The following is a 13,571-nucleotide window of genomic DNA, read 5'->3' as shown; positions in this document are numbered from 1 at the left end:
CGGATCAATGGGCTTCAAACATGACGGGCAGCGCTCCGGCGCCGCCGGGGCCTCCCGCCGCAACACAGACAGGTCCGGATTATCCGTCGTCACGACGGCTCACCCCGCAACCAGGACTGCCCGGCAGGATGCCGGCGAGCGCGGAGCGCGTTGACTTCGTGGGCGGCGTGGCTCATGGCAGCGTGGCGGGTGTCGAACCGCATAACGGCCAGCTGCCGGCCGTCCCACGTCGTCATGACCCTCGCGTTGCGGGGGTCGGTATAGACCTTGATGTACCAGGTTGCGTCGTCGGAATGGACGACGGCGGCCCGCGGGTAGGTTTTTCCGTCCCGGCCTGCTGTGGGCAGGACGGGCGGCGGCAGCGGCTGCAAGGGCTTGAACAGTTCCATGTTGGGCATCAGTCCTCCACCTCGCCGGTTTCGATGTCGATGTTCATGCCATCGACGACCAGGCCCGTGCCGTCCCGCAGGAGCTTCGCGAAGCCGTCCAGCTTCTTCACCCCGGTGCGGCGCTCCATCGCGTCCTGCATGAGCTGCTCGGCGGTCTCCGCCTCACGGCCCTGCAACGGCTCAATGCGGAGGATGCGGGCCGTCGCGATTTCAAAGCCCGTGTCAATGTCCGTGGTGACCGTCTTGCAGTCCAGGACCGCGATGACCAGGTGCTCATCCGTCGGGTTCCGCACCATCGGTGCGTTCAAACTGTCGAGGCCGTTCTCGTCCGAATTGTTCGGCAAGCTCGCACTAAGCTTCGTCAATTGAGGATCTCCACGTCATCGTTCACGTCGCGGTTGGTGCCCTCGGTCAGTTCCCCGTAGCCGTACTTGCCGCCCTTGGCCTTGAAAAACTCGAGTGTGTCCCGCTCGGCCTCGTCCAGGCGGTACCCGAACAGGCGCTGCAGCTTGTCCAGCCAGGACTTGTGGTGGGACCAGTTGTACTCGGTGCGGTCGAACGCCGGCGCCTTGCGGAGGCGCTTATCGGTGTCCTGGGAATCGCCCCACGCAGCAGCACGGGCGATCTGCTTCCACGACATCCGGGCAAACGACGCCCGCACCTTCCCCTGCCACTGCTCACGCGCCCTGTAGCTTTCCTTATCCTCCGGTGGCTCAATCCCCGTGATCTGGGCCAGCACCTCAACGTCAAGCTTCATGATCGGGTAAATCAGGCAATCCAACAGCAGCTCGAGGTCAGCCTCCAGGCTGACACCGGCACCAGTGTCCTGGATCGTGCGGACCATGAACTGGCGGCGGAGCTTGAACGCCGTCAACAACCCCGCGCTAAGTTCCCGCAGCGTCGCCCGCTCGGCCTTCACCGCGTCGGACACGGCCGAATCGGCCTGCTTGGACGTCTTCAAATACCAGTCAGTCTCGTCACGATACGGCGACTGGAAGAAAAAGTGCTCAGCCGCGACGTGCTCCTCCTCCGTCAAGGCCGGCTCATCCGGAACACGGGTCAGCTTGTACGACTGCTCCTGGGTGATCTCCTTCGCGCCCAGGGCCAGCAAACGCTCCGTCGTCGCCTCAGCCTGCACAGCCGTCTCCGCCTGGGCAATGACCCGTTCCACATCGATCCCGTAGCCGCTCGACGTATTAAACTCGCGGTTGTCCAAAGCTCTCTCGAGGACCTCCGTCTGCCCGGCCGCCTGCAAGTCCGTGAGCTTCTTCAACTGCAGCAAATCCACCCGGCCCCGGGCGAACGCGTCCTGGACCTTCTCCGGCGCCGAAACCAGGCGGGACTTCGTGACGATCTCCGACTTTGGCTTCTTAAACCGCTTCCCAATCGTCGACTCGTTCAAACCCAGATCCAGCAGCATCTGGAAACCCTTCGCCTCCTCCAACAGATCCAAAGGGCGGTGGTTACGGCCGGTCGTCAGCATCGTCTCGATGTCATCCAGCGCACCACGGACCGACACCTCCTCAATCAACACCGGCACCTTCAACAAACCAGCGTTCACCGCTGCCTGCCGCCGGCGGTGCCCATCCTTGATGACGAAGTCACCCTCCAACGACGGATGCGGGTACACAATCAACGGCTGCAACACCCCAATGGTCTTCACCTCCGCCGTCAACCGCTCCAAATCCCCCAAATCCTCACGGATATTCGACGGATTCGCCCGCACCCGGGCGATATCCACAACCTCATAAACAGTCACAACTACCCCTCCGCCTTCTGCTCGTTCCGGTCCAACAAGACCACTTCAAAAACCTGAGACGCCGCCTGCACCAGCAGCACCATGCACTCGCTGACCTCGTTGTCCTGCAAATGCCGCAACGCCGTCGTAATCGTCGACTCCGCCCGTAAATGCACATCCCACCGGGCCCGATCAGTCGAGACCCCAGCCACCGCCGGCGACGGCGCCGATGGGACAGGCGGAACCGTGGCGAGCTCATCCACCAACGCCTCCTCCGCCCTCTGATAAGCCGCCGCCTGGACCGGCAACGTGTCCTGCAACAACTCCCGCACCGTCGTGCCAGACATGCCTGCAGCCCGCAACCACACCTGATAGTCCGTGCCCTCCGGCAAGCCACCAATCGGCCACGACGCCGTCACCGGTCCAACTCCTTGACGAACCCCGCCAAACCGGCACCCATCAGGACCAGGCCCAGCAGGTTCAGGGAATTGAACGACACAACCATCGGGCCCGCCGCCAGCGTCACGGCCATCCCGGCCAGCAACAAAGGCAACCACACCAGCAGGCGACGACGCCAGGCCGCCACCGCACCCGACGGACGCACCACCCTGGCCGCCATCAGAACATCACCGCCGAGGACTTCTTCACCGCGGCCGGGGCCACCAACTCATACGCAGCACGCTCCACCCCGTTGACCAGGATCTTCCGCGCAGCCACATCAATCTGGATCTTCTGCGGCGCCGGCCACAACCCACGCAGGTACGTCGTCAACTGGGCCACCAACTCCCTCGAATCCTTGTAATCCAAATTCGCGAACGGCTGCACCGGCTTACCATTCAACGGATGCACCACCGCCCGATGCCGGGTCCTGTAGCTGCTCATGACTCACCAACCAGGATGAAATCCTGCTGCGACACATTCGACAACGCCTTCACGCCCTCGATAAACGCATCAATGACCGACACCACCGACTCGCCCACGAAACTGAAGACACTGACCAGGGCCTCCAAGGCCGACGACGCGACCTGCACTAAGCCCACGGTGCGGTCCACCGCCAGCAACACCAGCGCCCGACGCATGTACAACACCGCCAGACCAGGCTGGCCGGACTCCAACGCCTTGATCGCCCGCTCCACGAGCTGCTCAACAGTGAGGTTCATGATCGGCCCCGCATCATGCCATTGACCTGTCCCTGGCGGGAGAGATAGGCGGCCGATCCGGGGAACGCGATACTGGACGGCTTGTCCATCGTCACCACGATGGCGGCACTGCCGACCGCGGGTGGTGGGCCGGCAGGTGCGGAGGGGGAGGACGCACCTGCCGGCGGTACTGGGGGAGGAGACTCAAAGAACTCCTCGTAACGGGACTCCGCAGCGTCAATCTGCTTGCCGGCCTTCTTCACCAGCTCCGAAAGCTGGGCCGCGGCAGACAGGAGCGAATCCCAATGCGCCGCCAGATTGCCTTGGCGGTCCGCCGCATGGGCCGCCGCATTCAACCTGACGAGATCATCCAAGACCTGGTGAAGATCCGACTTCCGGTCCCGCCGATGCCGGACCACCCGCCGCTGAGTGTCCAAAATGGACATCGTCTTCTCATTCAGGGGGTTGTAATCATGCCCCTCAAAAAACATCCCCGCGGGCATTTCCAACTCCACAGGGACTTGCCGGCCCGAACCTGGGCTGGGCTTAGCGGAACCACTCATGAGACCATTCCTTTAGATTGAGTTTTGACTAACCTGAAAACTTGCTCTGCCCGCCCCCGCCCGTTCCCTCAGGCGGGGGCACTCTCATTTCCTGCCAGACACTCGAGCCTGCGACGCCCCACTGCGCCGCCGGAACGAGGAAACATTCGACTGATGGACGCACTTCACGCCATCCATCCACGCATCAAGGCACTCCGCCCGAATCAGCCACCGACCACCAGCCTTCGACTGCTGACCATGCAACTCGCCACCCTCCAACGCCCGCCGCACCGTCACCGGATGCCGCCGCGCCACCACGGCCGCCTCCGCCGTCGTCAACCGCGGCGACAACGCCCCCGGCAACGGCCTGAAATCATCCACCGGCTGCGCACTCACAACGGCACCGCGTCCGTATTGTCCGACCAACACACCAACTGGCCACCAATGACCACCCGCCGCTGCTTGGCTGCGAGCGCCGCGTGAGCCCTCGCCTGGGCCGGCGTCCACCGGATGCGGTTGTCATGGCGGCGCTGGACGATATCGCGTGCAAGGTCCGTCTCCGGGTCCCCGCCGATCGGCATCGGGATGCCACGGCGTTCCCGATCCTCAGCCTCGGCCACGGTCAGCGTTGCCGAGATCTCCAACGGGTGATGGCTGCCCAGGGACTCGAAGAATTCGTAGTCGTCGGCCGTGAAGCCATCAGCCGTGTTGGCCTGCGCCTGGACGACGCCGGCGGCGGCCTGGGCTGTCTTGCACGACTCCGGCGTGTGCTGGGCGATCAGCGCCAGCATGTCCTTCTGCAGCGGGTCATCGACCGGCGCGAGGCCCGGCGTTACCGGCCAGGAGTAATAGAGACCGCAGTCATCGCAACCCCACTCCGCCGGATAGAGCCAGGCGTCGTCACCGATACCACCGGTGTCGTAATAGATGCTCAAGACGCCACCTTCCTCTTATGGGTAATGGATCGTGAAGTGTTGCTTGAGATTTCGGGCACGAAGTAGACATCTAGGGGAACATCGAGAGCCTCGCAGATAAGTTCGGCCGTACGTCCGTCATTGACTGCCTTGGTTCGGCCTGAGATCAGGTTGTCGATTGTGCCTGGCGCGCAATCCGCATACTTCGCGAGACGGCGGTTCGACCAGCCCTTGCGGTCCATTCGGTCTTCGAGGGAATCGCGGGCTACCAGCTTCATTCGCATGCCGGCTGGCCACCTCCTTCGGTTGGTTCGGTGCTGTTTGCGTGATTCCAATTCAAGCCCCCTTAGGCGGTCATGTCAATTACTAGGTAATGAAATAGTAAGTGTTGTTAGGCAGTCACGCAACCCCCAGCCCTGCCATGCTCCCTATATTCGGCGCGGAGACGAAAAAAACCGCCACTTCTTGTTAGGCACGGCGGGATCTCGCAGCGCGCCGATATGCTTAGGCGGTGCCTAACATTGGTAATTTGGCGCTACCGTTTTGACCCAGCAGTCTTAGGAACGTGATGACTCAACCGGATCTTGCAACGCTACTGGCGAACGCCAAGGCAGCGGCCGGGCTCTCTTACGAGGCCCTGTCCGCCGCCTGTGGTGGCACGCCATCAAACAAGCGGCTCCACCAGTTGATCAACGGACCTTTGAAGAACTTCCCCGATCCCGCAACGATCCGGGCACTCTCCAGAGGAACCGGCGCCAGTATCAAGGAAATCGTAATGGCCTCCGCCAGATCCCTTGACCTGGTCGTCCCAGATTCCGACCCGGACTCCCTGCACGTAATCGGCTCAAGCAAACTCCCCGAGTCTGCACACGCCGCATATGTCGCATTAGGTCACGAGCTCGTGAAACTCAACCGTCAAACGGACAGCGACAAGGAGGTGGTGGGCAATGCAAAGCACCCCGCCCCCAATACCCAAGCAGGGGAGAGCCCTGCACCCAAAAATTTTTTGCCTTCGAATTCCGTTTCAAATTTGCAAGACGCACATTTGCAACGGAAACCCAAGATGCCATTCGTAGATGAGCATGCCCATCCCGACGCAGACGCGGCCGGCAATGTGCCGCTGCCGGCCAACTACTTCGACCTCGCCGCCGATAGCTCAACGAACTACGGCGCCGAAGAAGAAACCCGCGCTGGGGAGCGCGGGGAAGAAACTCAAGAACACGAACAGGGGGACTGACGTGTGAACTCTGAGAACGGAATCCCGGAACTCGTGGCTGCAACCGGCGCACTGCCAGCAGGGCGATATAGCGCAACGATGGAAGCTGTACAGTCCAGATTTGGTACGTCAACGGATCGCCGTGCCAAACTCTGGGATGATTTTTTGACGGCCACGGCACTCCTTCGTAGCCACGTGCCGGTTTGCGCGGTTTGGATGGGCGGTTCGTATTTCACCATCAAGCCCGAACCTGACGACATTGACTGCGTCTTCCTCGTGGAGGCGTCCGCAGCTGAATCTGCGATCAACGAATCGGCGGCTGTCATTGGGGCATTTGCCAGTGGGAAGTCGGTTCGGCGTGGACTTGGCCTCGAGTTGGATACGTTCATCCTTCCGTGGGCTCCGGACGCAACCACTGGAATGTCGCATCCCTTCGTTCGCGACTACTATCGCACTCGTGGATACTGGGATGATCTCTGGTCGAAAATGCGTTCTGGTAGTAAGGGTGCTACACCTGTAAAATTGGACTCTCACCCAAGGCGAGGATATTTGGAGGTGATCTTAGATGGCTACCCGGAAATTGGACCTTTCTACGCTGACTAAAACGCTCGTCAATGAAATTCCGAAGGTGCACTGGGACACCGCCGCTGACCTCTCTAGAATCAGCGTCGAAGCCATGGCGGTCGCCGCGACTATCGGGCGAACAGCAGTATCCACCGGTTCGCTCCGGCTCACTGGAGATGCCGTCAATGTCTCCATGGCCAGCATGGAGGCTGTCGGCGACTTGATGGCCAAGTGGCAGCGACTGGTAACAGCCATCGGTGGTTCCAAACGTGGTTTCACGGGCCTTCGAGGCCGAATGAATTCGGGCGTAGTGTCGTCGACCAAACTCCTACTTAACGCCGGCCCAGCCCAGGGATCGGTCATTCTCGAATTCCAACCTGCAACGCCGCCGACCGACGAACTTTCGCCCACCGGGGAAGTAGGAGTTTTCGATGAACCCGACACGCAGCTGGTGGACGAGTCGATCGGCGAGGCGATCAACATCATGAAGAACGCCGTGGCGTTGGGGCCCAGCGCAGACGGAAGCGAATTCCTCGGGGAGGTCGCCGGCCTGGGTCCCCGGGCAGCGTCGGCCCTTTCCGAATTGGCAAAGACACTGGACATGGCTGGTTTTGACATGGACCTGGAATGGCGGCAACCGAGCCATCCGAGCCTCCGAGTCCATGTCGTTCAGTCCGTGGCGCGCCAAATTGTGCAGGTGGTCACGTCGCGCGAGCTCGACAGTGACACGGAAACGCTGACTGGGCATATCCAAACGATTACGGACGTCGCGCGGATCCACCTGCTACTGGACGATGAGACACTGATTCCCATCAAGCCTGGCAAGATTGACCACGACGCACTGAAGCCCATCAGCCATGGCGACAGGGTGAAGATTGAAGCCGATGTGAAGCTCAGCCAACGACCAGGGGATGAGCCGACTACGACCTATACGGGTCGGACGATTATCAAACTCGCAGACTGACTGCACGCGGAACCTACGCGCCGGTAACATAGGGGCGCCCATACCATTAGGTCATGTTCGATCCTTGGGGGACGCTTCGGGCGTTGACGCACATCACCATCAGCTGGGTTCGCATGCCCGATGGCCAACCTGGCCGCACTGACGGGCGCGGCGTCATCTGGCTCGACAAGCGGCTGCAGCAGGTCGAACGGCGCTGCACCATCACCCACGAGATGATTCACGTCGAACGCGGCCACGACGGATGCCAGCGGCCCCGCATCGAATACCAAGTGCGTGCCGAGACGGCGCGGCGCCTGATCACCATCGATGACCTGTGCCGGCACGGCGCCTGGGCGCACAACCTCCACGAGCTCGCCGAGGAACTCTGGGTCACCCCGGACGTCGCCCAAGACCGGCTCGACACACTCACCGACGACGAAAAAGACCATCTGGCCGCCGTCGAGCACCAACCGCGCTAGCCCGCCAGGGCTGAGAAGAAACGAGGGGACACCATGGCATGGACCAAACTCCTGCCCTCCGGCAAACACCAGGGCCTCTACAGGGACGGCAACGGCAAGGAACGCTCCGCCGGCAGCTTCCCCCACAAAAAGGCCGCCCTGAACGCGGCCACGCTCAAAGAAGCCGAATCCCGCAGCGGCGGCTGGCGCGACCCTGCCGCCGCCGCCCGGCCCTGGGGGGAATGGTGCGAGGAATGGTGGCCCACCCGCAAACTCGAATCCTCCACCGCCGCCTCAGAGCTGACCCTGCGGGACCACTACCTCATGCCCAAATGGCAGGACACGCCCCTGGACGAGATCACACGCCACACCGGCCGAAAGTGGCTGGCCGAACTCACAGCCACCGAACGGCGCGTGCCGGCCGCCGAACTCAAACGCCGGGAAGACCCCAAATACAAGCCCGTCGTCCACCTGCTCGCCGCCTCCAGCGTGCAACGCATCTTCGGGATCTTCAACGCCTCCATCATGGCCGCCGTCGACGCCGAAATCATCGATGCCAACCCGCTCCACCGGCTCCAACTCCCGCGCCGCGCCCCCGCCCAGGAACGCTACCTCACCAAGGCCGAATACCAGGCCCTCGACGCCGTCCTGGACTCCAAACGCGACGCCGCCATCATCGGGCTGCTCATCGGCTCCGGGATGCGCTGGGGCGAAGCCATGGGCCTGCACGCCCACCGCGTGGACCGCGAGCGCATGATGATCCACGTGGTGGAGACCTGGGACAGCGCCTCGGGGAAGATCAAGCCGTACCCGAAGGGGAAGCTGGCCCGGTCCGTGCCGCTGCTGGACTGGGTGGCGGACCTGCTGGACGAACTGGGGACGGCTGCGAGCGCGGACTGCGGGCATGTCCACCAGGTGGGGCGGTGCCGGTCTGGGCTTGTGCTGCATGGGCGTGGGGCGATGACGGACCTGGACAACTGGCGCAAGCGGGTGTGGGGGCCGACGCTGAAACTTGCCGGGGTGGGGGATCTGCGTCCGCATGACCTTCGCCACACCTATGCGTCTTGGTTGATTCAGTCCGGGGTGCCCCTGGCGGAGGTTTCACGGCTGCTGGGGCATGCGTCTTCGTCGACGACGGAACGCTACGCCCACCTGGCTGAGCTGCCCGCCGAGCATGTTGCCGAGGGGTTGGCCTTGCCGGTTCGGGCGGCCGCAGCCGGCGGGGTCTGGGCCGGTTCGCGTACCGCAAACGTACCGCAAAGCGTTACCCCGCCACGCTACACGGGACTACGGCTAGTGCCCGGAAAATAGGGCATTGCCGCAGGTCAGAGCCGGATTTAGTGCGTTCGCGCTACACGGGGCTACCTGCCGCTTTTAGCCGGGCTTGTCTTTCACACCGAAGAGGTCACTGGTTCGAACCCAGTATCGCCCACCAACACAAAAGCCCCTCTGACCAGCACAAACACTGGTCAGAGGGGCTTTTTCGTTGCCGTGGCCCTTCCCTGCGCCGACCCGGCGTTATCCGCCGGCCCCGTCTTATCCACAGCCGGGCGTTGGCGGCCTGCAAAGTGTCGGCGGGTAGTGAAATAGTGGAACCATGACGGCACCAGCATTGGCACACACCACCGACCTTGGGCGCATGTACGCCCGTTCCCTGTCGGAACCGCCCAAGGTTCCATCGATCACCACGGTGATCGGCCAGCAGGCGGCGAGCCTGGACGGCTGGATCGGTTACATGGCGGCCAATGCCGTGGCCAGGCACCCCGACCTGGGCGACGCCGTGGGCAATCCGGGCCGCCTGCGCACCGTGGTGCGGGACAGCTCCAACGCCGCCGAACAGTACCGGGATGCTGCCGCCTCCCGCGGGGACCGGGTCCACCACTACTGCGAACAGGTCGCGTTGCGCGCCCTGGGCCGGCCCCACCAAATGCCGGAGGCGCGCGCCGCACTGGCGGACAAGGGTGAGGAAAACTTTGCCGTGCGTTTCGACGCCTGGTGGGATGAGTACAAGGTCCAGCCGCTGGCGCCGGAAATCACCGTATGGAATGAAACGCTTGGCTATGCCGGCACGCTGGACCTGGTGGCCACCATCGGCGGCAAGCTGTGCATCATCGACTACAAGACGAAGGGCACCGACCGCAATGGCCAGGTCAAGGGCCTGGACGCCAAGGTGGTCATGCAGCTCGTGGCGGGCATGAAGGCCGAGGAATCCATAGTGGACGAATCCGCCGGCACCTGGGAGGCCTGGAAATACGGGACGGACCCCGTCCTGCTGGGGGTGGCCATCGGCGAGACCGAGGTCCGCACCCTGCGTGCCAATCCGGCCGTGCTCAAACAGCACTGGTTCAAGTTCGCCTCCCTGCGCCGCGTCTGGCAGACCTCGCTCGAGGCCGCCCAGGCCGGAGCGCCGCTGCTGCCCATCGCAGCTCCTGCCGGCTGAGCCCTGCGGGCAGGGCTCAGCCGGCAGGATCGCGGCCCGGGCACTGCCGGCCTGTCCTGCTGGCGGAATCATGGGTGGCCGGAACGGCCAACTAGACTGGATGCCTGGGCGCTCCCGCGGCCCGAACAGGCACGCACCGACACCAAAGTGAGGTCCCCACCATGGCCATTTTGAGCATTCGCATCATCGGCGACCCCGTCCTGCGCACCCCTGCCGAAGAAGTGACCGAGTTTGGCCCCGAACTGGCCAAGCTGATCGAGGACATGGCCGAGACCATGGCGGACGTCCGCGGCGCCGGGCTCGCCGCGCCCCAGGTCGGCATCAGCAAGCGCATCTTCACGTATTCGGTGGACGGTGCCGAGGGGCATGTCATCAACCCCGTCATTGCCGCCAGCGACGATTTCGCCCCCGACGAGCCCGAAGGCTGCCTGTCGGTTCCGGGCCTGGGCTTCAGCGTCCGACGCCACCGGTGGGTGCGGATCACCGGTGTGGATAAAAACGGCGGGCCGCTGGACATGGAAGCCACCGGCCTGCTGGCCAAGTGCTTCCAGCACGAGACCGACCACCTGGACGGGAAACTCTATGTGGACCGGCTCGAGGGCGAGGACCGCAAAACCGCCCTGCGTGCCATCCGCACGGCGAACTACCACAACGTCACGGCGGAGACACTCACCAAGCGTGCCCGCACGGTCGGCTCCGCGTTCGGCGCAGGCGCCGCCGGATGAGGGTCCTCTTTGCCGGCACCCCCGCCGTCGCCCTGCCGTCGCTGGAGGCGTTGCGTGCCGCCGGGCACCAGGTCGTCGCGGTCCTGACCCGCCCGGACGCGCCGCTGGGACGCAAACGGGTGCTCACGCCGTCGCCCGTCGCCGCCCGCGCCGCCGAACTGGGCCTGCCTGTCATCAAGGCGGACAAGGTCGACGCCGCCGCCCGGGAAGCCATCGCGGCCGCCCGCCCCGACGTGGCCGCCATCGTCGCCTACGGGGCCCTGGTGCCGGAATCGGCCCTGGCCATCCCGGCGCACGGCTGGATCAACCTGCACTTTTCCCTGCTGCCGGCCTGGCGCGGCGCCGCCCCCGTCCAGCACGCCGTCATCCACGGCGATGAGCTCATTGGCGCTTCCACCTTTTTGCTGGAGAAGGGCCTGGACACGGGGGACGTGTACGGGACCATGACCGAACCCATCCGCTCCACGGACACCAGTGCGGCACTGCTGGAGCGCCTCTCGCACAGCGGCGCGGCACTCCTGGCACAGACCATCGACGGGCTGGCTGCCGGGAGGCTGACCGCCGTGCCGCAGCGGGGGGAGGTCTCCCTCGCCCCCAAACTGGGGCTGGAGGACGGCCACGTGAACTGGCACGACCCTGCCCTGGCCATCGACCGCAGGGTCCGCGGCGTCACCGCCGAGCCCGGGGCCTGGACCACGCTGCAGGGCCAGCGCTTCAAGCTCGGCCCCGTCACGCAGCGTCCGGACGTCACGCAGCTGGCCCCGGGGCAGCTGCAGGTGGACGCCAAGGCGGTGCTGGTGGGGACGGGCTCACATGCGGTGGAACTGGCCATGGTGCAGCCGGGCGGCAAGAAGATGATGAAGGCAAATGACTGGGCCCGCGGCCTGGCGAACAAGGAAGACGTGGTGTTTGAATGACCAGCGAACAAGGCGGTCCGGCAGGCCGGTCCGGACACCCCCGGGACCAGGGGCGCCCGGGCGGCCACGCCGGGGTGCGGCGCCGCGACGACGCCGGGCGTGAACGCAACCGGCGCACGGGGCGCAACCGCACGGAATCGGCCCCGTCGCAGCGCACCCGCGCCGCGGACCCCGCCCGGCTGGTCGCCTTCGAGGTGCTCCGGGCCGTCTCCGGCGACGATGCCTACGCCAACCTGGTGCTGCCGGCCCGGATCCGCAACCACCACCTGGACCGCCGCGACGCTGGGTTTGCCACCGAACTCGCCTACGGCGCACTGCGCGCCCAGGGCACCTACGACGCCATCCTGGCCCGCTGCGTGGACCGCCCGCTGGCGGAGCTGGACCCGGCCGTCCTGGACGCGCTGCGCATCGGCGTCCACCAGCTGCTTGCCATGCGGGTCCCGGCGCATGCGGCGCTCGACCAGACCGTCGGCCTGGCACGCGCCGTCATTGGCGCCGGCCCGGCCGGACTGATCAACGCCGTGCTGCGCAAGGTATCCGCCAAGGACCTGCCGGCATGGCTGGCGGATCTGACCGACGGGCTGGGCGACGACGTCAAGGTCGCCGCCGTCGAGCACTCCCACCCCGAATGGATCGTCCGCGCCCTGCGCCAGGCCCTCGTGGCCCACGGCCGCGACGCCGCCGAAATCACGGCACTGCTCGAGGCCGACAACGCCGCCCCCGTCGTCAACCTGGTGGCCCTGCCCGGGATCGGCAGCCTGGCGGAGGCGTTCGACGCCGGGTTCACGCCCGGCCCGCTCGTCACCGGCTCCGCACTGTCCTCCGGCGGCGACCTGGGCCGGCTCTCCAGCGTCCGCGACGGCACCGTCCGCGTCCAGGACGTCGGCTCCCAGCTGGTGGCCCGCGCCCTGGCCGGGGTGGAGCTGAAATCGGAGCTCGACGGCGGCGAGGAACGCTGGCTTGACCTGTGCGCCGGGCCCGGCGGCAAGGCCGCGCTGCTGGCCGCCCTTGCGGCGGAAAAGGGTGCCTGGATCCTGGCCAACGAGCCTGCCCCGCACCGGGCCAAACTGGTGGGCCAGGCCATGGCCGCCATCCCGGAAGACACCTGGACGGTGCGCACCGGCGACGGCCGCGACGTGGGACGGGACCATCCGGCGTCGTTCGACAGGATCCTGGTGGACGCCCCGTGCACCGGGCTGGGCGCCCTGCGCCGCCGGCCCGAATCCCGCTGGCGCCGGAAGCTCTCCGACGTCTCCGAACTTGGCCCGCTGCAACGCGAACTGCTCGGATCGGCGCTGGCCGCCGTCAAGCCCGGGGGAGTGGTGGCCTATGTGACGTGCTCGCCGCACACGGCGGAGACACTTGCCGTGGTCGAGGACGCCCTGCACGGGCGCGCTGACCTTGAGCTGCTCGACGCCGGGGCCGCCCTGGATGCCGCCAGCCTGACCGGGGACCTTGGCGCCGGGAACGCGCGGTCGCCGCTGCCCGTCAGCCGCATGACGGCCCAGCTGTGGCCGCACCTGCACCAGACCGACGCCATGTTCCTCGCCCTCTTCCGCAAGCTCTGACCCCTCCCGAAAGGCAGG

At 65.2% G+C, this 13,571-nt stretch carries 20 protein-coding genes; 9 read left to right on the top strand and 11 right to left on the bottom strand.

The window, feature by feature from the left end; genetic code table 11:
* Positions 1-89: 89 nt before the first annotated feature.
* The 11 genes from G6035_RS03910 to G6035_RS03860 all read right to left on the bottom strand — a co-directional run bounded on the left by G6035_RS03910 (position 90) and on the right by G6035_RS03860 (position 5,006).
* The gene (locus G6035_RS03910; protein ID WP_176615767.1) at positions 90-398 is read right to left on the bottom strand and encodes a hypothetical protein; all 309 of its coding nucleotides are present in this window, start codon (positions 396-398) and stop codon (positions 90-92) included.
* Positions 398-733, bottom strand: a complete 336-nt coding sequence (locus G6035_RS03905; RefSeq protein ID WP_176615766.1) for a hypothetical protein — start codon at positions 731-733, stop codon at positions 398-400. The genes G6035_RS03910 and G6035_RS03905 overlap by 1 nt, the downstream gene beginning before the upstream one ends.
* A 17-nt stretch (positions 734-750) precedes the next feature.
* Entirely contained in the window at positions 751-2,148 is a 1,398-nt protein-coding gene (locus G6035_RS03900; protein WP_176615765.1) for a ParB/RepB/Spo0J family partition protein, read from the bottom strand.
* A 2-nt stretch (positions 2,149-2,150) separates the two neighbouring features.
* On the bottom strand, positions 2,151-2,546 hold the full coding sequence (locus G6035_RS03895) for a hypothetical protein (RefSeq protein ID WP_176615764.1): 396 nt from the start codon (positions 2,544-2,546) through the stop codon (positions 2,151-2,153).
* Positions 2,543-2,746: a hypothetical protein gene (locus G6035_RS03890; protein ID WP_176615763.1), complete on the bottom strand. Its 204-nt coding sequence runs from the start codon at positions 2,744-2,746 to the stop codon at positions 2,543-2,545. The genes G6035_RS03895 and G6035_RS03890 overlap by 4 nt, the downstream gene beginning before the upstream one ends.
* Entirely contained in the window at positions 2,746-3,009 is a 264-nt protein-coding gene (locus G6035_RS03885; protein ID WP_176615762.1) for a hypothetical protein, read from the bottom strand. The genes G6035_RS03890 and G6035_RS03885 overlap by 1 nt, the downstream gene beginning before the upstream one ends.
* The gene (locus G6035_RS03880) at positions 3,006-3,287 is read right to left on the bottom strand and encodes a hypothetical protein (protein WP_176615761.1); all 282 of its coding nucleotides are present in this window, start codon (positions 3,285-3,287) and stop codon (positions 3,006-3,008) included. The genes G6035_RS03885 and G6035_RS03880 overlap by 4 nt, the downstream gene beginning before the upstream one ends.
* A complete protein-coding gene (locus tag G6035_RS03875) occupies positions 3,284-3,769 on the bottom strand; it encodes a hypothetical protein (protein WP_176615760.1) in 486 nt (161 codons plus the stop codon). The genes G6035_RS03880 and G6035_RS03875 overlap by 4 nt, the downstream gene beginning before the upstream one ends.
* A gap of 144 nt (positions 3,770-3,913) precedes the next feature.
* Positions 3,914-4,189 carry a helix-turn-helix domain-containing protein gene (locus G6035_RS20485; RefSeq protein ID WP_371130839.1) on the bottom strand — a complete coding sequence of 92 codons (276 nt, stop codon included), beginning with the start codon at positions 4,187-4,189 and terminating at the stop codon, positions 3,914-3,916.
* An 11-nt stretch (positions 4,190-4,200) separates the two neighbouring features.
* Positions 4,201-4,743, bottom strand: a complete 543-nt coding sequence (locus tag G6035_RS03865; protein ID WP_176615758.1) for a hypothetical protein — start codon at positions 4,741-4,743, stop codon at positions 4,201-4,203.
* Positions 4,740-5,006: a helix-turn-helix transcriptional regulator gene (locus G6035_RS03860; RefSeq protein WP_176615757.1), complete on the bottom strand. Its 267-nt coding sequence runs from the start codon at positions 5,004-5,006 to the stop codon at positions 4,740-4,742. Before G6035_RS03860 ends, G6035_RS03865 begins: the two co-directional genes overlap by 4 nt.
* Positions 5,007-5,287: 281 nt before the next feature.
* Here G6035_RS03860 and G6035_RS03855 point away from each other — a divergent pair, with 281 nt between their 5' ends.
* The 9 genes from G6035_RS03855 to G6035_RS03815 all read left to right on the top strand — a co-directional run bounded on the left by G6035_RS03855 (position 5,288) and on the right by G6035_RS03815 (position 13,553).
* Positions 5,288-5,959 (top strand): helix-turn-helix domain-containing protein, encoded by a 672-nt coding sequence (locus G6035_RS03855; RefSeq protein WP_176615756.1) that lies wholly within the window; start codon positions 5,288-5,290, stop codon positions 5,957-5,959.
* Positions 5,960-5,962: 3 nt separating this feature from the next.
* Positions 5,963-6,541, top strand: coding sequence for a hypothetical protein (locus G6035_RS03850; protein ID WP_371130829.1), 579 nt, complete (start codon positions 5,963-5,965; stop codon positions 6,539-6,541).
* Entirely contained in the window at positions 6,504-7,466 is a 963-nt protein-coding gene (locus tag G6035_RS03845) for a hypothetical protein (RefSeq protein WP_176615755.1), read from the top strand. Before G6035_RS03850 ends, G6035_RS03845 begins: the two co-directional genes overlap by 38 nt.
* A 53-nt stretch (positions 7,467-7,519) precedes the next feature.
* Positions 7,520-7,924: an ImmA/IrrE family metallo-endopeptidase gene (locus tag G6035_RS03840; protein ID WP_218062936.1), complete on the top strand. Its 405-nt coding sequence runs from the start codon at positions 7,520-7,522 to the stop codon at positions 7,922-7,924.
* Between the two features lie 33 nt (positions 7,925-7,957).
* The gene (locus tag G6035_RS03835; protein ID WP_176615754.1) at positions 7,958-9,214 is read left to right on the top strand and encodes a site-specific integrase; all 1,257 of its coding nucleotides are present in this window, start codon (positions 7,958-7,960) and stop codon (positions 9,212-9,214) included.
* Positions 9,215-9,500: 286 nt separating this feature from the next.
* Positions 9,501-10,343: a cytochrome gene (locus tag G6035_RS03830; protein WP_176615753.1), complete on the top strand. Its 843-nt coding sequence runs from the start codon at positions 9,501-9,503 to the stop codon at positions 10,341-10,343.
* A 161-nt stretch (positions 10,344-10,504) separates the two neighbouring features.
* Complete coding sequence (gene def / locus G6035_RS03825; protein WP_176615752.1) at positions 10,505-11,068, top strand: peptide deformylase; 564 nt, start codon at positions 10,505-10,507, stop codon at positions 11,066-11,068.
* Complete coding sequence (fmt, locus tag G6035_RS03820) at positions 11,065-11,985, top strand: methionyl-tRNA formyltransferase (protein ID WP_176615751.1); 921 nt, start codon at positions 11,065-11,067, stop codon at positions 11,983-11,985. The genes def and fmt overlap by 4 nt, the downstream gene beginning before the upstream one ends.
* Positions 11,982-13,553, top strand: a complete 1,572-nt coding sequence (locus tag G6035_RS03815; RefSeq protein ID WP_176615750.1) for an RsmB/NOP family class I SAM-dependent RNA methyltransferase — start codon at positions 11,982-11,984, stop codon at positions 13,551-13,553. Before fmt ends, G6035_RS03815 begins: the two co-directional genes overlap by 4 nt.
* The last annotated feature ends 18 nt before the right edge of the window (positions 13,554-13,571 follow it).

The organism is Arthrobacter sp. SDTb3-6 (assembly GCF_013376095.1).
Classification (GTDB): Bacteria; Actinomycetota; Actinomycetes; order Actinomycetales; family Micrococcaceae; genus Specibacter.
This window is presented reverse-complemented; position numbering and strand designations above follow the sequence as displayed.